Genomic DNA, 16,861 nt, shown 5'->3' on the forward strand with positions numbered 1-16,861 from the left:
TCAAAAACCACAAGATTGGGAAGTCTTTTTGAGATTGGATGTATAGATAATATACATGAAATTTAAACGTATGTTAATTACAGTTATTATTATATTTTCCCTGTTTGTTGTAGGGATTGCAACTGGACTATATATTTTGGAGCCCACTTCTGTTCCAGATGGTAATATTACTGCGACAGCCTCAGGTTCGGGTACAGACCAGTCAGCCACAGACTCTTTATCGTCAACGGCAACAGACACTTCATCGTCGAAAGAAACAGCGTCGGGAACGGATTCAGAACTGACACCATCTAATGACCAAACGACTGATTCTGATAGTGATGGCCTTTCAGACGACAGGGAAGCAGAATTAGGAACTGATCCCGAGATCGCAGACAGTGATGGAGATGGCCTTAACGACGGTTCAGAACTGAATGAATACGGAACGAATCCAACGAGTGCTGATTCTGATAGCGATGGACTTTCAGACGGAAGAGAAGTAGAATTAGGAACAAATCCCGGGCTCATAGACAGTGACGGAGATGGCCTAGAAGACAGTGCAGAATTGAATGAATACGGAACGGTTCCAACAAGTGCTGATTCTGACAGTGACGGACTTAATGATGGATCAGAAGTTACCAAGTACGAGACTAACCCCACAAACCCTGACACGGATGGGGATGGTCTCAAGGATGGAGAAGAAATCAATCGGTGGAAGTCTGATCCATTACTGAGTCATTCTGACAGTGATGGAATCAGTGATGCAGACGAAGCATTAATCCACTCCACTGACCCGACGGATGAGGATACCGATGGAGATGGCCTGAGTGATGACATAGAGATTAATGGGTCAACTTTTCCTCTGTCTCCAGATTCAGATGGAGACGGACTGAGTGATCTGGAATTCAAAAAGTATGGAACAAATGCTACTAATCCTGATACTGATGGGGATGGCCTCACAGACGGGGCTGAACTCAATTCTGAAGCACTATCTGAGTCGAGTCCACTACGGATGGACGTCTTTGTCGAAGTTGATTATATGCAGTCATATAAGCCACGTGAGGAGGCTATGAATCTGGTCGCAGAAGCATACGAAGAGGCGCCCATTGACAATCCTGATGGCTCAACCGGTATTTCACTGCATATCGTTCTTGATGAGTCGATCGAAACTGAACCAACAACTGAGCAAGAACAGAAGAACGCAATAGCCAACAAACATTTTGATTATGAGGGTTACGGATATCATTATGCTATAGCAGTACGTGAAGCACGTTCCGATGGTGATGATGTGGGTGGTTTTGCCGGCGGTGATTCATTTGTATTCCAGACGAGCGTTAATGGTGAGGAGAGGTATTCTCATGAGAGAACCGCGAACATATTCATGCACGAACTTGGTCATTCGGTAGGACTAGATCCAGACCTGTACAAAGGGATAGATTCCAAAGAGGTTCCGTTTTCGGAATATGAGAGCGTCATGAACTACAACGCTCCTGTGGGGGCATTCCAGTACAGTAACGGAGAACCCTTTGACGATTGGGAATATATTGTCCGCAACCAAGATGCGACCGAATCTGTGGCGGGTATTAGACTCAGTAATCAATCCGTCGCACAAAACGGCACCCAGATAGTCAATATCGACCGCGTAGTAACATCGGAAGGTGGCTTTGTGACCATCCGCGCTGGTTATGCAGGAGGCGACGAGATCGGGACCAGCGAGTACCTAGTTGCGGGTACACACTACGACGTGCGTATTGAACTGGATGACAACATCGACGACGAAATGACTCTCGCCGCGATTACCCACTTGGACACGAACAACAACAGGGAATACGATTTCAATAGCAGTGTCGTTGATGCGCCGTACACTAACGACTCGGGCGTTGTGGTAGACACTGCGACGGTTAGCGTGGATACCGACATCAGCACCGACTGACCGTCCTTTTCCTAACCCGTTCACCGTCGCTGACTATGCCGTTATATACCAAATCGGTCGCAAAAAATAACCAGCCAATAGGTCGCGATAGACTAAACTTCGTGAATGAGTAGACACTATCCCAGTCATCTCGGTCACATCTTGCCGTATTTGGTTACCGGAGAGTCGGTGCTGAATTTGCGCTCTGTATTCAGCACGTCCGCTGAAACCTGTCACGTTCGAAGGATCTCAACAAGGCCATCTACTTCTGAGTGCCGACGGACCACTCCGTCTCAAACTGCAGAGGAAGTTCATCAGTGTCGAGGACATCAGCGATCTCCGCCGGCGTGACGCTGCCCTGCTCCTCGGCTAGCTCAATCAGATCCTTAATCTTCCCAGTCGGCACTGCATCGGTCCCACCCGCCATCCTGGTGTAGTAGGTGGCCGCCGTATCGAGCGCTTTACTCTTCGTATTCTCACCGGTCGCCTCGAGGAGTGCCTCGTACCGACGCTCGCGCTCGTCGTTCATCCGGAGTCGCATCTGTATTGTTGCACACACCCCCCAGCATCCTAGTTTTTTCGAGTGGCTGACTACAGATCTATATATAAAGGAGCCATCTCAACAACAGCATTCGCCTCGTCAACGTTCGAGAATTGCATCCGAATGAATCGAGATTGCACACACTCCGTTATCGATGTGTGTGCAATTTTGGAGAAGCGTTTCTTTGGACGCGCAACCGCCACCTAAGCAGCTGCTGTCATACGGTTCATCTCCTAACTAAAGAGGTATGATTGTGCGATTGGCTGAGATTCAATCGCGGAAGTAAGATTAGTCAGAGGAAACTGTTAGTGTTCCGGAGAGGTCATCATCAGTTGAACCACCTGTTGTGTCTATGAAGAGGGAGACTCCAATGCGTCCACCTGGTTTTAATCGAATGTCACCTGGTTGGCCATCGTCTCCATAATCTTTGAAAACTAATTCTCCGTCTCCTCCGGGGAACCAGTCAGAGCGTTTTGGGATGTTCGAAGAGGAGTCCACGGCATCTGCTGATCTGGACGATCCCATGATAAAAATCTCAGAGCCACCAGGATCACTCGTGAAATCATACCCAATAGTGATTGAATGTGCAATAGTGTCCTGGTTGAGAATAGAGAATGCCGGGAGTTCGTAAGGATCACCAGACCCCGCACTTTCTGGTGGGTAGATTTTGTCTTCTGGGGGCATCCAGTCGTATTTCCCGAAATAGCCAACTTGGTACCGCGAATCAACATTAACCCCCTGTCCCTCTACGACACCATCGTCATTATGATCACTTGTGAAATCAATCACCAAGCTACCAGAATCATAATAGACACGTTCGTCAGCTTTTGCTCCCGGTTGAAGCGTAATTAGGCCATTTGCATCATTCACGACATTCATGTTCGCGGAACGGTCCGCAGTCATCGTCGTAAACGCCCCCGTACCTATTGTAGCCGCCCCGCCCGCGGCGAGCGATCCGATTCCGATCAGGAACTTTCGTCTGTTTGTCATTGGTATTTGTAATATCAGGAGAGGGAACTGTCACTAACCGAACGCGAGCGTCTCAGTCTCTCCCTGAAGTTCTGATTTTGTTTTAGTTGGCGCTCACGGTGATACTTCCTTCCGCATCCACCGTACTGTCACCCGCTAAGACGACGAGCGCGACAGCAACGATCTCCCCGGCACCGACATCCTCGAACTCGATATACAACTCGTCGCTACCGTCGTCTATGTCTATGTCCATAGTCTCGCCAAGAGCCACGACGATCTCATCGTCAAACGTCAATCTGATATCGTGGGCTTGCGAGTCATTATTTTGCACTGTAAAGAAAGGTTCAATCACCGTGTTAGAGCCATCGCCAGGGAGGGAAGGAAGAGAACTGGCAGAACCCCAGGCGCGGGCAGTTTCCTTTTCAGTTTCGCCCGAGAAATGGGTTCCATACCACTCAGCATAACTATCGTCTTTGCTGTCAACGTCGAAGTAACCAGCTGCACCCGCCCCTTCACCACGATACTTTTCAATATCCCACGTTGCGTCCTCAGTTTCACCGAATTGGTATGTGGAGTCTTGGTTCACACCGTAACTCCCCTCATTGTTCCCGGCATCGCCATCGCCAATACTCGTGTTAATATAGAGTTCGCCGTTATCTTCCCAGACCTGTTCACCATCCGGAATGAGACTGACAAGACCGGATGAATCATTCACGACATTGATATTCGCACTCCGCTCTGCGCTCATCGTAGTGAACGCACCGGTACCCATTGCAGCCGCCCCGCCAGCGGCGAGCGATCCCATTCCGATCAGGAATTTGCGTCGTTCCATAGTTGTTCACCGCGCGCCTTACCGCAGCGCGCTTAGCAGGACAATCACTCCATTACCTCATTGTATTCAGGCCCAAGAGCGAGGTATTCCACCGTTTGAAGCAGATTCAGGCTCCCCCTGGAAGCCGTTCATCACGCCCGTGAAGCCAGTCATGGCTCCTTTGAAGAAGGGAATTTTACCGCTTCCTGGCAAACGACCAGTAGTAATTACACCAGTGACAGGGGAACACTTCTCTATGTCATCTCAACGGGAGCAGATGCTCCATGATTTACAGAGTTTGACTGACGACCTCGGGAGAGGACCACTTCCCAACGAAATAGAGAAACACAGTACTTACGCTATCTTCGATTACAGAGACGAGTTCGGTTCATGGGCCAATGCGCTTGATGCCGCGAATATTGACAAACCGACTGGCATTCGAATTCCAGATAATGCGTTACTCGCTGAAATCCGGCGGTTAGCGGAGGACCTCGACAAGACTCCCTCGGAGCGGAATATGAACAATCACGGCCATCACGGCATTGAAACGTACAAAAACAGATTCGAATCCTGGAACCAGGCTATCGAAGCCGCAGGGCTCGAACCGAACCCAAATCGTAATGAACGGTCACGCGAGGCCTTGCTGGCCGACCTCAGTGATGCAGCGGATGATCTAGGACGGTCTCCGACCCGTCGCGAGATGTCTGATTATACCGAGTACGACGTAGTCACCTACCGGAACCGATTTGGTTCGTGGAACGAGGCGCTTGAGGCTGCGGGACTGAAGCCACGAACAGCACAGGAGAAAGTCTCAGACAACGAACTACTGCGGGAATTGCAGCGCCTTGAAGAGGAACTTGGGAAGCCCCCGACAACGACTGAAATGAAAAAGATGGGTGAGTTTAGCCCGGGTACCTACTACAAGCGATTCGACACATGGACCGATGCGCTCGACACCGCCGGGTGTGATCAGTCGTAGGTGTAAACATACACGTCAAAATTTTTGTTTGAAATCTAAGTGAAATCTCGGGAAGACACATACAGTGTTGAGTGCATGAATTTGAGGATCTCAGCTGCATCTGGAAAACTTGAGTAATCCGCTCACCAATCAATCGACGGAAGCTTCAGCAAACGCTTGGTCGACGACCTCGGGCGTGGGCGCGTTCAGATACGGCTCGATGGCCGCGAACGAGTCCCAGCCGCCGACCTGCATGACCACTCGCGGGTTCATGTTCTCGTCCACCAGCAGGCGCTGTGCGAAACGCCGGCGGAGATCGTGACTGGAGACGTGCTCGAAGTCTGGGTCACCTGTCTCGTCGGCAGCCGCCTCTGCCGTCCGCTTCACCGCGGCACGGACGCCCCGCTCGGACAGATCGATAAAGGGGTCTCGTGGCGCGATGTTCTCGGCGTTCTGGTACTGCTGTAGTGCGCGCTCGACGTCGGCCGGTAGATAGGCGTCGCGGGGCTTGCCGCCGCTCCCGGTCGTGTCCTTCCCGCGTGGCACCCGGAGTCGGTACTGGCCGCTGTCGGTGGTCTTGATGTGCTCCGGTCGGACCTGCGGCATCTCGAACGCGCGAAGTCCGACGTACGCGCCGAGTTGGATGATGATGTCGTCGCGATAGCTGACCGTCGCTCGTCGCAGGTCCTCGACCTCGCTGTCGGTCAGCCAGACCTTGACCTCGTTGTCGGCACTGGTCGCTTCCAGACGCATGTTGCTTTGTTACCTTTCCGTCGCCTAGTATCTAGTGGTCGATACGAAACGCCGGGGTATCCGGCGTGATCACGCCGGAAACATGGGCTGCTTCGCAGGTTCGTTTCCGACTTGTGCGTGAAGTCGGCACTGGTAGGGATTAGCAACAGAACCCATAGATTCGAGCGCGAGGAGTCCGGCCGCTGTTAGAACTGCTGTGCGAGATACACCGTGCGTCTCGGTCATTGTCTCTGCACGCAGCGTACCGGAACCAGACCTGCCCAGTACAGCCCCCAACCGAGCACTCAACTTACGACACTCGCTGCCCTACTTCTTCTTCGAAATGCCGACGATTGCCACCGAACGAACGACTAAGACCGACACGAGAATGAAAGCCGTCGCAGCCAAAGAGTACGGCGGCCCGGAGGTCCTCCAACTCTACTCGGCGCCGAAACCCACCCCGGAGCCGGACGAGGTGTTGATTCGTGTCCGGGCGTCCACCGTCGGACCGGCCAACTCGGCCATGCGCGAGGGACGACCGTTCCCCGTCCGCTTCTTCAGCGGCCTCCGACGACCTACGTCAATCCCAGGCGACGCGTTCGCCGGGGAGATCGCGGCCGTCGGCAAAGCCGTCACCCACTTCACCGTCGGCGACCGGGTGTTCGGGACGACCGCACCCGAGTCGGGCGCGCACGCCGAGTACGTTTGTGTTCCCGAGGACGGCACGCTCGAACTGACGCCCCCGGGCGTGAGCGACGCCGAGGCCGCCGCGGTCGCCGACAACGGCCTCACGGCGATGCTTTTCCTCCAGGACGTGGCCGACCTCCAGCCGGGCCAGTCCATCCTCGTCAACGGCGCCTCGGGCGGCATCGGGACGTTCGCCGTTCAGATCGCCGCTCACATCGGCGCCGAGGTCACTGGCGTCTGCAGCACCAGGAACGTCGACCTCGTGCGCTCGCTCGGCGCCGACGCGGTCGTCGACTACACGACCACCGACGTCGCAGGAACAGGCGAGACGTACGATGTCATCTTCGACGCCGTGGGCAAGGGGTCGTTCGCGCAGTTCAAGGGCATGCTGAACCCAGGCGGGCTGTATGTGACGACGGTCCCGTCGGGACGAATCCTCTTCAACATGGCCCGGACGAGGCTGGTCGGCGACAGGCGGGCCGTCTTCGCGGCCACGGGGATGAAGTCGGCGGGCGTGCGGAGAAAATATCTCAAGGAGCTAAGAGAACTCCTCGACGCCGGGGAGATCCGCTCGGTGATCGGGCGACGGTACCCAATAGCGGAGATCGTCGAGGCACATCGATACGTCGACACTGGACACAAGCGCGGCACGGCCGTGATTACGCTCGATTGACAGGGTCCCCTCAGACGAGTACGACCAGATGCGCTCGTTCGTGACCCAATAGCGTCGTAATCCCGCCTGGTCGGACGATGTGGAGAACCCATCGGGAAGAACTGTCGAGCCATTTTGGTATTTTAGTGGGGCAGTGTGTCCAAGCACCCTTGTAGGGGCCAGTCCTACTCACCGCCATGTCTGTAGGCGGAACCTGGGCAAATCTCCGCGACGAATGTGACGAGCTTGATGGGGACGCAACCCTGTTGAGTCCACTCTCTGGAAAGCAGTTCACCATTACGAGCGTCCAGGACGCTCGGATCGTCATCCAATATGCCGAAAGCGGGGACAGCCAACCCCTCCAGCGCGACCAGTTCGAGACGCTGATCCGCCGCGTCGAAGACGCTCCTGGCGGGTTCGATATCGACCGCTTGCCGCCAGACGCTGATCCCTACGCGGCGGTGCTGACACTCCATCCACGGTTCGAAATCGACGCGCAGGCCGGCATGATTCGCGCGAGTGACAAGCCAACCGGCTCTCAGCGGGTCCCCGCCGAGGAGGAGACAGCCGCAGGTGACGAACGGGCAGAACCCGACCGCCCGGTCTATGCGGACCTGCTATTGCTCGTCGACGCGATGGAACGCCACGACGTCGACGACCTCGAAACGATGGAGACACCAGCGCTGGTTAATCTCTACACGCTTTTGTCTGATGTCCAGCGCGGCACTGACGACCTGCGCAAAGACGTGGCGGACCTCCTGCTGGACCGTGTTCATCACGACCAGCCAGTCCACGGTCAGTTCGGTTCCGTCCAGCGGACCAGTCGGGAATACCGCTCGCTCAAAGACGATCCGGACGTGCTGGCAACGCTCGAAGAAGCGGGTATCGACCGCGAGCGCGTGACCACAGTCGATGCCGACAAAGTCGACGAGGCCCTCGAGGTGACCGAACTCTCGCCCGAGGAGGTCTACGAGATCGACGAGAGCGAGTACGTTCGCAAGGCCGAGGTTGACGAAGACCGCAAAGAGACCCGACTCCAGGGACTCAAGGACCAACTCGCTGCGACCGACGACCCAGAAGCCGACGAACTGCGCGAGGAAATCGAAACGCTCGAAGCCCGAATCGACGAACTCACGCAGTTCTCCCCAGGACAGAAATTCCACACTCCATCCGGTGGCGAGACCTGACGTCGCCTGGTCGACAATCTGGGTTGTCAAACAAGACGGCACCGGGGTTCGTATCGCGTGGGGAGATTGCGTGGCCAACACTCCCATTTCATCCCTCAGAACAGTGGACAGACTCTGTTTGCCAGCTCGTCGAGGTCGAAACCCGATGATTGACCGGTTTCCCCCCGCTATATCCGGGTTCAGCCGGCGAAAATCGCCCCTCTCGAACTGTTGAGCGGGATATTGTCATGTATTTCCAGTCCGTCCACCCCGATCTCCCGATACACACGCGAACTTTAGACTGTATACCCTACGGCGGGACCCACGGGAACGCGGGAACGCGCATAAGCAACCCAATCCCTTCTTTCGATTATCCCTCTCTCATCGGTTGGGAAAGCCTGTGGTCGGCTGGGGAAAGTAACATCAGTCGAGATAGTCACGCCACGGGAAACTCAATGCTCTCTTCCCAGCGTTCGTCAGTTGATAGATGTCGCCACGCTTTGCAGCGATTCCCTGGAGCGGCTGTTCGCCACGGCTGAAGTAATTCCCGACGGTCGACCCGCTCTTGCCGCACTCGTCACCAATTTCAGCGTAACTCGTGTGCGTACCATCCCGAATCGCCCGGAGAACGTTGAGAAGTTCGTCGATCCGGCCTAAATCATAGTCGAGCCAGGTCTCCAGTTCCTGCGGAAACTCGTGTTGGTCACGGATCCGCTGCAGCAGACGCTCCCGTGCGTCCTGTTGCGAGAGCAGTTCGAGCTTCCGGTCAGTGTCGATGTCAACAGATTCGAGTAGCAGCGTGCTCGTGACCTGGTTTTCGCGACGTTGCTCGACTGCTGCCTCGAAACCACCAGCCTCCTCGACGTCGTCAGTCGTGAGATACCACTCGCCGGCATCTGGCGACCGGTCCGTGACCTTCGTCCCGGAGACATCGTACCACGGCCGCTCCCGTGTCGAGCGCGTCGCCACGCGGAAGCCCGCCGCTCGTCCGTACCGGTCGCGCCACGGGATGTCGCCCATCCCGAGGCCACAGTGCGCGCCGGCCCACTGAATCGGCCACTTCCAGGATCCGAGGTTGTAGATCATCCCCCAGCCCGTCGGATAGTCCTTCAGTTGGTTCTTCTGCCGCGGACTCAGGTTGTAGCCGGCGTTCTCAAGTGCCGTGATCTTCTCCGGCCCCAGCTGCAGCAGTATCTTGATCGGCATGTTCCCACGGACCGGCTTGTAGACGTCGTTGAGTTTCTGCGTCGAGCCGGCGATGAGGATGCGACGGCTGCCACCCTGTGACGAGAGGAAGAAGAACGTCTGCTGGAGGCTCTTGACGATGTGGGAGTGCGCACTGTCGCCAAGTTTCGACGGCGCGAGGTCCTTCAACTCGCGGATTTCCAGGGCTACTCGTGGGAGTCGTGGGTCCTGGTCGCGAGCGCGGTAGATGAGTTGGAGCCAGAGGTCCGTGAGCAGGTACTTCAGCGAGTCCGTGACGAAGTTCGCGTTGAGGACGGCCACACTCTCGTTGTCGGCGATGATCTCCCGCATGTCGATGTTCGTCTCTGCCCCAGAGTCCCGGAGCAGGCCCTCCGCGGCCAGCAGCATCAGCGACTCGGCGATGTTGCTCAGCAATTCGTCCTCGCCCATGTGGTACGAGTGCGTAGCATCCTCATCCTCGGCGTCGTCGAGGTCATCCTCGTCGCGCAGCCCCGTGACCTGGACTTCTGCCGTCGTCTCATCGGCGTAGGTCTGCAGCCGGTCGATGAGCGCCTCCACGGATCCATCTGCGCCACGCGCTTCCGAGAGTGCCTTCTGGATGCGGCGTTGCGTGGACTCCGACGAGATCTCTTCACCGGCGAGTTGTGCGACCAGTTCGGGCGACAGTGCGTTGAGGCCGATGGAGAACGGCTCGTGATTCGCCGGGAGTTTGTCGGGCAGCGACTCGACAGCTGGGACGAAGACCGTCGTCTCGTAGCCGCGTGGCTCCTGGCCGAACTCGTCGAGGACGTCGTGAATCGCCGGGTCTTCGTTCGGCAGGGCGATCATCGGCGTTTCGTTGCGACCGTCGTCGTACAGCGAGATCCACTTGTATCCGTGTTCCCGCTTGAGGTTCCCGCAGATGCGTGCGATGGTCGAGTCCTTCCCCTGGCGTGGATTCGCGACTGCCATGATGTGCTCGCAGTCCTTGTGTGGGATCTCGACTCTGGCGTCATCGAGGTCCTGCGTCGAGTCGGCACTGAGTCGCCGGCGGCCGATGGGCGTCTGCTCCCCCTCTCGAACCTTGCTGTTTGCCCCAGGCACGTCCAGTGTCTCCATGACGACTGCGGTGTAGCGGCTCTTGTCGGCGTACCCGCCGAGGTAGCCCAGTTCGCGTGCGACGTGCACGATCGCCCGGAACACACGCAGGCGATTGCGGGGTATCTCGCCCTTCCGGCGGTACTTCTTGAGCGTGACCCGGCTCCAGCCCGGGACATCGGTGTCTGGCTGGAGGGCGTCGTCGAGGTCACCGTCACGCTCCAGCAGCTCCAGCAACTCGGTCAGGAGGTCATCGACGTGGACGTCTGTGTCCCGCTTGCCCGTGAGTTTGCCCTCGATGGTCCGGATAAGCTTCCGGATGGCCGCCTCGCGCGTGAGTTCAGACTCGCGCTGGACGTGCTCGCGACGACTGGCGATGAGACGCTCAACGACTTGGTCGACGTCGTCGTCCTCTGGCTGGAGTTGTTCGTAGCTACTCACCTTCGTCACCCCCGTCGGCGCGGACAGGTGATTCTGTCACTCCGACAGCCATCTGGTCGGCGTCTCGCGTCTCCAGTGGGTGCGGCGGCATCTGGATTTTCGGCGACGGCGGCAGTTCGTAGCGTGGCTCTCGCGTGGCGTACTCGCGGAACAGCGCCGAGAACTCCGCACGGACCTGCGCCCGGTCGACCGGCATCGGATCCAGTGTCGACTCGACTGCGATGAGAGTCTGTGGGCCGTTCTCGGTGTCGACCGTGACCTCTACCTCGGTCAGCGCCCCTGGCACGAGGTCGTCGTAGGCCACGCGGACCAGGCCCGGGTCATAGCCCATGCCCTCGCGATAGATGCCGCCGGCGCGCTCTTCCATCCGATGCTCGACCGTGTCCTCGATCAACTGCTGTTTCGGGACGAGGCCGTACTGACTCTCGCGAACGCGGTCGATGAGTTCGAGCTGGATATCGTGGCGCTCCTGGTCGCGGAAGCCGGCGAGGTCAGGGTAGTAGTCCGCCAGTTGCTCGGCGTTTTTCTCCATGATCGACGGCGCGGCGTATCCGCGGTCGACCTTCTCGTGCGTTCGCTTCGCCAGGTCGCTGACGAAGCGGTCGCGATCGTAGCTGGCATAGCGGCGGCCGGCGAGCCAGCCGTAGTACGCAGTTGTCTCCTGCGTCTCGACCTCTTTGACCAGCGCCGCGACCATGCTCCAGTCTCTGCCCTCGGCGTCGTCGCGAAGGCTGTCGAGCCGGCGAGCTTCCTTCCGGCGATGGCGATAGTAGTTGACAGCGCCGACGAACAGCCCCAGCAGGGCGACCACTGGGTACCAGGCCAGACCGACCCAGACGCCCAGCAGCGAAAGGACGATCGTCGCCGTGACGAGGGCTGGCAGGAGGAACTGCCAGAGGATGTTCGAGAAGTTGATGGCCGACGCCAGGTCCAGCCGGTAGTGTTTGAGTTCCGTCCAGAAGCCGACGTCGTCGGTCGTGGGTTTTGGGTCCGGGTCTGTCTCGTGGTCGCCCGTCCCCGGCTGCAGTGGTCTGTGCTCGGTTAGCTCGTCATCGAGAACGTGTGACCACGCAGAGTTCTCCAGCCGCGTCACGAGCGACTGCGCCTCTCTCTCGGCAGCGTAGATGTCGTTCCACACTTCTCCCGGATCTGCGGCCGGCGTGAGCGTGTCGTCTTCGCCAGTCCGGAGCGTCTCGTCGATTCGGCGCTCGATGTCGGTGAGCGTGTCGTCCGCGGTCGCGACCACGCGTGCGGTCCCGTCGGGCGAGCGCGCCTCCGCGGCCAGGTGCTTGATGCTGCGTGTGTCCATGCCCGTCTGCGCGGCCGCCTGCTTGGCGTACCGGCCGCGGCGGAAGACGATGACCTTCCGCAGTAGCAGTGCGCCGACGATGACGTACGTCCAGGGCGAGGAGTAGACCGTTCCGACGAGGTTCAGGATCGGGTAGGCGCTGGTCTTCGTCGAGACACCGTTTACGAGAACGGCGATCAGGCCAACGACGGCGGCGACGAAGAGGACGATCGCTGCCAGGCCGACCAGTCGCTTCGCCCGTCGGCCGCGACTCCGTCGGAATGTGGAGGTGAGGAGCCAGCGGCCGCCGTAGTACAGTCCGAAGCCCACACCGGCCAGCACCAGCAGGCCACCGAGAACGAGGCCCACGGTATCGAGAAGCGCCACAGTCAGTCACCTCCGGACGGGCTGCCGCTGACGTCGAAGTCGTGGCGGCGGCCGTAGCCAGCGTTCTCGTCGAGTTGCTCCTGGAGGTCCCGAACCTGTTCGTAGGTCTCTCGGTACTCCAGCGCCATGCCGTACTTCGACATCATCCGATGCAGCGCGGCCGCCCCATGCGAGAGTGCAATCTCGACACTGGCGAGGCGGCCATCGCGAACGACGGGTTCGAGCCACGAGCCGTGAATGTTCGACGGCGAGAGGTCGTCGACGCCGCCGATGTGGTAGATCTCGCCCTCGTCCTTGTCCTTGACCGGGATACCCTGCCTGAAGAGTTCGGCCAACTCGTAGACCGTCGCGACGGTGTAGGCGTCGTCCCAGTAGACCTCGCCCATCGTCCCGATCTCGGACAGTTCGCTCAGATGTTCGTCAGCGGCCGTCGCGATAGCTTCCTGCCGGTCGAGTTCGATGCGTTCCCGCCGGCGCTGGCTCTTGCCTGGGTCTGACGAGATGATATCCAGGACGCGGCCGTGATTCCGGTACAGCCAGGTCGCCGCAAGTGCCGCGGCCATGATCGTGAATCCGAGACCCACAGGGTTGCGGATCCAGGTCCAGATCAGCAGCATCGCCTGGACGAACTTCTCCGAGAAGAAGTTCTGGAAGAGCTGGCTTCGCTCTTGCAGGTAGTCCAGGTAGTTCTGTGCGCCCTCTGGGTTTCGCTCGAAGCCTTCCTCCTCGGCGCTGTCGAGCATGTCCTCGACGAACGGTCGGTACCCAGTGAGTTCGCCACCCGTGACGCTGACGTTGGTCTGCGAGGCGTACAGCGACACTTCCTGCTGGCCGTCGGGATAGTACAGCCGCAGGTGATACAGCGACTGCTCGCCCGGCGACGCGCCCTGGCTGTACTCGACTTTCACGAGCCGACCGTCGGCGAGGAGGTTCGCCCGAGCGCCGGGCTCGACGATCTCCACCTGGTCGGCTGCCCGACCCAGCTCGAACGTCGCGAAGGGGCCGGTCGTTTCGATTCCCTCGGTCGTCTGTCGGGCCGAGAGGTAGTCTGCATCGTAGTGGACGGGGATGATGCGGACCGAGACCGTCGACTCGAAGCCATCCGACGGCGTTGCTGTCGGCGTCGCCGCAGTCGGCGTCTCCGTGGTCGTGGCCGTCGGCGTCGCGGACACGTTGCCCGCGGTCGCGTTCGCGGCCGCAGCGGGCACGGGCGCGAACGCAGTCATGCACAGGAGCGTGAGGACGGCCGCGAGTGCGACGACTCGTCTCACGAGTTGTCACCCCCATGACCACTAATTTCCATTTCAATAGTGAGGTCGACAGGATGTCCGTTTGATTCGATGACTTCATCAACTCGTTCAGCAACAGCAAGTGCGATTTCTCTAGCCGCCCGATTGTGGTCGTCTGGGCTTTCGATTGTTTCTTCAATAAAATCGAGAGTTGCTTTTTGGTCTTTGTTCGGCATCACTCGTCACCCCCGTTCGCGATGGCTTCGGCCGGATCCGGCCGGTGGCCGTTGGTGTTGTTGTCGTAGTGGTCGTTGAGGATCGGCGCGAACTGTTCAAGCAGTTGTCCGAGGTCTGTGATGAGGTCCTCGCGTTCGCTGTACTCCTCGTTCTTGATTTTCTTCCGGAGTTGGCGAATCTGGCGCATGAGTTCGGCGTTCGTCGCGCGGACGTTCTGGAGTTCGGCGTTGATGCGCTGGCGCTGTTCGCGGAGTTTGATGGCTTCCTCGCGGGAGAGTTGCCGCGGTGAGGAGTAGGTCTTGTCCGGCTCCGTCGCGCCGGTCAGGACCTGGTCGCCTTCCGCGTGCGTTCGGATGACGACGTTGCCGTCAGGACACTCCCAGGCGTGTTCCGGGACCATGTGCTCGACGATGTCCTCGGGGAGCGATTGGGACTCGCGGAGGCCACGCCGCTCTGCTACCTGGCGGTAGCGCCACGCCAATCCGAAGAGGCGCGAACTCGCGACTTCCTTGATGATTTCCGCGCCGTCGCGGAACTCCCGGGAGTCAGTCATGAACGGGATGCGCTCGCTGTCTGGGTCGCCGCCTTCGCGTTCGTAGAAAACGTACGCGTACCGGACGCGGTCGCGCGACCAGCGCTCCAGCCAGAGGCCGCCGCCGATACCGATGAGGCCGATGGTCGCTGCAGCCATGCGGATGTCGACGACCTGCCCCAGTGGCTTGCCGCTCTGGAGGATCTGGTACATCAGCGCTGCCAGCGCGACCACCAGGACGACGATGGTCGCGACGAGCATCCGGGCCGGCCCGGGCAGTGCCTTGTAGCGGCGGCGGAGTGGGACCGACCAGTCCTCGGCGCGCTGCCGTGCAGAGAGGTTTGCGCGCTCGTCGCCGCTGTCAGTGTTCGTGGCGTCTGGTTCGAAGGTCCCGCGCTTGACCAGCCAGATGATGAACCCGATGCCGACGAGGAGTGTTCCGCCGACGATCAGGATCAACACGAGTGGGCTCACGTGTCAACACCTCCGAAGGGAGAGTCTCTCGTCCGTTGCAGTCGCCTGATGACGCGTACAGCGATCCAGAGTAGGACTGCTACGATGACCCAGGACAGCACCGAGACGACGAAGAGATACAGCTGGATGTAGGAACTCACACCGACATCGCTGAATGTGAACGTCGATGCGACGGCGAAGCCGAGTGAGTCGGCCACCGGGTTCACACCCACGACGAACAGCAGCAGATGTAGCGCGGTCGATGCAGCGAGGTAGTTCGCTGCTCTCTTCAGTTCCGATATCACACCTCAACACCTCCGTCATCGACCCGGAGATCGTCCGGGTCCTGGATGTCCTGTTGAGCCCTGTACAACAAGTCATCACCACGACGGACGAAGTCGGCGTGCTCTTCGTCCCACTCTTCGAGGAACTCGGGGATGCGCTTGCAGCCCGTGTCGATGGCCTGTTGCTGGAACACCTGTCGCTGCTGGGACTCCGTCTCGGCTTCGGCCAGGCGTCGCTCTCGAAACTCCGGTTCGACGGGGCCGACCAAGACCGGACAGGCGCTGCCGTAGTGGCGACAGTCCGAGCAGTCATCCGGGAACGCTTCGCCAGGGCTGTCGACCTCCGAGGAGTAGAACATCTCGTAGTCCGAGAGCATCTGCGTCAGGCGGCCGTTCATGAACTCGGCGATGGTGTCTGCGTCGACGCGCTCGTGACTCTCGTCGAGCCAGTCGTGGATCGCTTCGCGGAGGTCCGGATCGTCGACTTCGTTGCGGTAGTCACGAAGTTCGAGACGGATCTGCTCCAGCTCGGCGAGGTCGTCATCGTCGGGCATCAGAGCACCTCCTTTTCGATGACGTCGGCGACGGTCTCGACGAGTGACGAGCGGCGTTGCGGGACGACCAGGACACACGGCCCGACGACGCGCAGTTGCACGTCCAGGCCGGCGGCCAGTGGGTAGTCCGAGTCTGTGCGGATGTCTTTCGGGATGTACAGCCGGTGGTGCTGTTGACTCTCACCGAACGATTCGACTGTTGCTGCATGTTCGAGTGCCATTTTTCCAATCACGTTGGAAATGAGAAGTTCGCTACTGGTCGGGTGCGACCGCGTTCCGGACGAGGTCCTCTCGGAGTGAGAGGAACGCTGACGTCCCGAGGAACACGAACACCGCGATGACGATGCTGCCGACGATGACGAAGCCGCCGAGGATGAGCGACACCCCAGCGAGGACGAAAAAGCCGTTGCGGATGACCGACAGGGCATCACGGAAGGTGCCGCCGGTCGAGCCCCAGCGTGCGTACGCCAGCAGACCGACCGCGACGGAACCAATGATCGCACCGAAGATCAACCAGTTGCTCATCGGCGGTACCTCTCGTCGTCGGAGCCAGCGAGGCGGTCGCTGACTTGCTTTGCTTTCATGCCCGATTCTCTGCTCTTCTTGAGGTCGAACACCTCGCGGACGGCCCACGGCCCGGCCAGTGTGAGGACGAGCCACAGCGCGACGAGACCGGCGGCGAGCATCCAGCCCGCCGGCGTCACGAGCACTGGGAGCGCGATGAGGGCCGCACCCACGAGGATGATCCAGTATTTGCCTTGCATGC

18 protein-coding genes are annotated in these 16,861 nt (G+C 58.9%); 4 read left to right on the forward strand and 14 right to left on the reverse strand.

Features of this window, described 5'->3' with window-relative positions; all coding sequences use genetic code 11:
- Nucleotides 1-55: 55 nt before the first annotated feature.
- On the forward strand, nt 56-1,912 hold the full coding sequence (locus WDJ57_RS21330; RefSeq protein ID WP_338904375.1) for a DUF7282 domain-containing protein: 1,857 nt from the start codon (nt 56-58) through the stop codon (nt 1,910-1,912).
- Between the two features lie 241 nt (nt 1,913-2,153).
- Here WDJ57_RS21330 and WDJ57_RS21335 read toward each other — a convergent pair whose 3' ends face one another.
- The 3 genes from WDJ57_RS21335 to WDJ57_RS21345 all read right to left on the reverse strand — a co-directional run bounded on the left by WDJ57_RS21335 (nt 2,154) and on the right by WDJ57_RS21345 (nt 4,233).
- On the reverse strand, nt 2,154-2,420 hold the full coding sequence (locus WDJ57_RS21335) for a hypothetical protein (protein ID WP_338904373.1): 267 nt from the start codon (nt 2,418-2,420) through the stop codon (nt 2,154-2,156).
- 300 nt (nt 2,421-2,720) lie between these two features.
- Nucleotides 2,721-3,311, reverse strand: coding sequence for a hypothetical protein (locus WDJ57_RS21340; protein ID WP_338904371.1), 591 nt, complete (start codon nt 3,309-3,311; stop codon nt 2,721-2,723).
- Between the two features lie 193 nt (nt 3,312-3,504).
- Entirely contained in the window at nt 3,505-4,233 is a 729-nt protein-coding gene (locus tag WDJ57_RS21345; RefSeq protein WP_338904369.1) for a hypothetical protein, read from the reverse strand.
- Nucleotides 4,234-4,468: 235 nt separating this feature from the next.
- On the opposite strand from WDJ57_RS21345, the gene WDJ57_RS21350 reads away from it, so the two are divergent.
- A complete protein-coding gene (locus tag WDJ57_RS21350; protein WP_338904367.1) occupies nt 4,469-5,191 on the forward strand; it encodes a homing endonuclease associated repeat-containing protein in 723 nt (240 codons plus the stop codon).
- Nucleotides 5,192-5,320: 129 nt separating this feature from the next.
- On the opposite strand, the gene WDJ57_RS21355 is transcribed toward WDJ57_RS21350, so the two are convergent.
- The gene (locus tag WDJ57_RS21355; protein ID WP_338904365.1) at nt 5,321-5,923 is read right to left on the reverse strand and encodes a site-specific integrase; all 603 of its coding nucleotides are present in this window, start codon (nt 5,921-5,923) and stop codon (nt 5,321-5,323) included.
- Between the two features lie 367 nt (nt 5,924-6,290).
- On the opposite strand from WDJ57_RS21355, the gene WDJ57_RS21360 reads away from it, so the two are divergent.
- Entirely contained in the window at nt 6,291-7,262 is a 972-nt protein-coding gene (locus WDJ57_RS21360) for an NAD(P)-dependent alcohol dehydrogenase (protein ID WP_338904363.1), read from the forward strand.
- Nucleotides 7,263-7,438: 176 nt separating this feature from the next.
- Nucleotides 7,439-8,428, forward strand: a complete 990-nt coding sequence (locus WDJ57_RS21365; RefSeq protein ID WP_338904362.1) for a hypothetical protein — start codon at nt 7,439-7,441, stop codon at nt 8,426-8,428.
- 402 nt (nt 8,429-8,830) lie between these two features.
- Here the strand turns inward: WDJ57_RS21365 and WDJ57_RS21370 are convergent, their stop codons facing one another.
- Genes WDJ57_RS21370 through WDJ57_RS21415 form a run of 10 tightly spaced genes read right to left on the reverse strand, consistent with a single transcriptional unit; the run spans nt 8,831 to nt 16,859 of the window.
- Nucleotides 8,831-11,131 (reverse strand): hypothetical protein, encoded by a 2,301-nt coding sequence (locus tag WDJ57_RS21370; RefSeq protein ID WP_338904360.1) that lies wholly within the window; start codon nt 11,129-11,131, stop codon nt 8,831-8,833.
- On the reverse strand, nt 11,124-12,806 hold the full coding sequence (locus WDJ57_RS21375; RefSeq protein ID WP_338904358.1) for a hypothetical protein: 1,683 nt from the start codon (nt 12,804-12,806) through the stop codon (nt 11,124-11,126). Before WDJ57_RS21375 ends, WDJ57_RS21370 begins: the two co-directional genes overlap by 8 nt.
- Nucleotides 12,807-12,808: 2 nt before the next feature.
- The gene (locus WDJ57_RS21380) at nt 12,809-14,077 is read right to left on the reverse strand and encodes a hypothetical protein (RefSeq protein WP_338904356.1); all 1,269 of its coding nucleotides are present in this window, start codon (nt 14,075-14,077) and stop codon (nt 12,809-12,811) included.
- On the reverse strand, nt 14,074-14,271 hold the full coding sequence (locus WDJ57_RS21385) for a hypothetical protein (RefSeq protein ID WP_338904354.1): 198 nt from the start codon (nt 14,269-14,271) through the stop codon (nt 14,074-14,076). Before WDJ57_RS21385 ends, WDJ57_RS21380 begins: the two co-directional genes overlap by 4 nt.
- Nucleotides 14,271-15,278 carry a hypothetical protein gene (locus tag WDJ57_RS21390; protein WP_338906493.1) on the reverse strand — a complete coding sequence of 336 codons (1,008 nt, stop codon included), beginning with the start codon at nt 15,276-15,278 and terminating at the stop codon, nt 14,271-14,273. Before WDJ57_RS21390 ends, WDJ57_RS21385 begins: the two co-directional genes overlap by 1 nt.
- Nucleotides 15,275-15,562 (reverse strand): hypothetical protein, encoded by a 288-nt coding sequence (locus tag WDJ57_RS21395; RefSeq protein WP_338904350.1) that lies wholly within the window; start codon nt 15,560-15,562, stop codon nt 15,275-15,277. The genes WDJ57_RS21390 and WDJ57_RS21395 overlap by 4 nt, the downstream gene beginning before the upstream one ends.
- Complete coding sequence (locus WDJ57_RS21400; RefSeq protein WP_338904348.1) at nt 15,559-16,095, reverse strand: hypothetical protein; 537 nt, start codon at nt 16,093-16,095, stop codon at nt 15,559-15,561. The genes WDJ57_RS21395 and WDJ57_RS21400 overlap by 4 nt, the downstream gene beginning before the upstream one ends.
- Nucleotides 16,095-16,316: a hypothetical protein gene (locus WDJ57_RS21405; protein WP_338904347.1), complete on the reverse strand. Its 222-nt coding sequence runs from the start codon at nt 16,314-16,316 to the stop codon at nt 16,095-16,097. The genes WDJ57_RS21400 and WDJ57_RS21405 overlap by 1 nt, the downstream gene beginning before the upstream one ends.
- Before the next feature lie 31 nt (nt 16,317-16,347).
- On the reverse strand, nt 16,348-16,620 hold the full coding sequence (locus WDJ57_RS21410) for a hypothetical protein (RefSeq protein WP_338904346.1): 273 nt from the start codon (nt 16,618-16,620) through the stop codon (nt 16,348-16,350).
- A complete protein-coding gene (locus WDJ57_RS21415) occupies nt 16,617-16,859 on the reverse strand; it encodes a hypothetical protein (protein WP_338904344.1) in 243 nt (80 codons plus the stop codon). Before WDJ57_RS21415 ends, WDJ57_RS21410 begins: the two co-directional genes overlap by 4 nt.
- Nucleotides 16,860-16,861 lie beyond the last annotated feature (2 nt).

Origin of the sequence: Salinibaculum sp. SYNS191, assembly GCF_037338445.1 — an archaeon.
GTDB classification, from domain to species: Archaea; Halobacteriota; Halobacteria; order Halobacteriales; family Haloarculaceae; genus Salinibaculum; species Salinibaculum marinum.

Excerpts from the sequence above, each read along its gene's own strand:
- WDJ57_RS21330 (WP_338904375.1), top strand. The coding sequence starts at position 56 with ATGAAATTTAAACGTATGTTAATTACAGTTATTATTATATTTTCCCTG.
- WDJ57_RS21335 (WP_338904373.1), bottom strand. The coding sequence starts at position 2,420 with ATGAACGACGAGCGCGAGCGTCGGTACGAGGCACTCCTCGAGGCGACC.
- WDJ57_RS21340 (WP_338904371.1), bottom strand. The coding sequence starts at position 3,311 with ATGAATGTCGTGAATGATGCAAATGGCCTAATTACGCTTCAACCGGGA.
- WDJ57_RS21345 (WP_338904369.1), bottom strand. The coding sequence starts at position 4,233 with ATGGAACGACGCAAATTCCTGATCGGAATGGGATCGCTCGCCGCTGGC.
- WDJ57_RS21350 (WP_338904367.1), top strand. The coding sequence starts at position 4,469 with ATGTCATCTCAACGGGAGCAGATGCTCCATGATTTACAGAGTTTGACT.
- WDJ57_RS21355 (WP_338904365.1), bottom strand. The coding sequence starts at position 5,923 with ATGCGTCTGGAAGCGACCAGTGCCGACAACGAGGTCAAGGTCTGGCTG.
- WDJ57_RS21360 (WP_338904363.1), top strand. The coding sequence starts at position 6,291 with ATGAAAGCCGTCGCAGCCAAAGAGTACGGCGGCCCGGAGGTCCTCCAA.
- WDJ57_RS21365 (WP_338904362.1), top strand. The coding sequence starts at position 7,439 with ATGTCTGTAGGCGGAACCTGGGCAAATCTCCGCGACGAATGTGACGAG.
- WDJ57_RS21385 (WP_338904354.1), bottom strand. The coding sequence starts at position 14,271 with ATGCCGAACAAAGACCAAAAAGCAACTCTCGATTTTATTGAAGAAACA.
- WDJ57_RS21400 (WP_338904348.1), bottom strand. The coding sequence starts at position 16,095 with ATGCCCGACGATGACGACCTCGCCGAGCTGGAGCAGATCCGTCTCGAA.
- WDJ57_RS21405 (WP_338904347.1), bottom strand. The coding sequence starts at position 16,316 with ATGGCACTCGAACATGCAGCAACAGTCGAATCGTTCGGTGAGAGTCAA.
- WDJ57_RS21410 (WP_338904346.1), bottom strand. The coding sequence starts at position 16,620 with ATGAGCAACTGGTTGATCTTCGGTGCGATCATTGGTTCCGTCGCGGTC.
- WDJ57_RS21415 (WP_338904344.1), bottom strand. The coding sequence starts at position 16,859 with ATGCAAGGCAAATACTGGATCATCCTCGTGGGTGCGGCCCTCATCGCG.